Here is a 474-nt window from a genome sequence, read left to right on the forward strand (position 1 = left end):
CGCCCATCGGCGCGAGAATGACCGTGGGCTCGATGGCTTCCTGCCGTAACTTGCCCTCTCGCTCGTCCGCAGCCGCGAACAATGGCAGCGCCGCGGTGCCGAGGCCTTTCACGCTCCACAGACCCTCGCGTCGGTTGCGTCCAAGCGCCCCGAACCCATCGGCCTCCCCGGTCCGGTCAAGCGCGCCGCGGCCGACGCCAGAGCGGCGCTGGATCTCCTCGATACTCTCGTAAGGTGTGTCCGCCCGTGAGCTCACGATCGATGCTGCGTCCCCGTTCGCCAGGTCACGGACCATGCGAAGACCAAGCCTTACGGCGAGATATTTGCCTCTTCCGGGCTCCAGCGTGCAGTCCCATCGGCTGTGGTTCACGTCGATTGGGCGGATCTCTACACCGTGCTGGCGCGCGTCACGCACAATCTGCGCCGGCGCGTAAAAACCCATCGGCTGCGCGTTCAACAACGCTGCGCAAAAGG

At 65.8% G+C, this 474-nt stretch carries 1 protein-coding gene; it reads right to left on the reverse strand.

What is annotated here, in order from left to right; translation table 11 throughout:
* Positions 1 to 474: helix-hairpin-helix domain-containing protein (locus tag AACY45_RS28285; protein WP_445261241.1), on the reverse strand; the 474-nt coding region annotated here is incomplete at both ends.

The sequence above is a fragment of the Pseudomonas sp. RA_35y_Pfl2_P32 genome (assembly GCF_963970735.1).
Lineage (GTDB): Bacteria > Pseudomonadota > Gammaproteobacteria > Pseudomonadales > Pseudomonadaceae > Aquipseudomonas.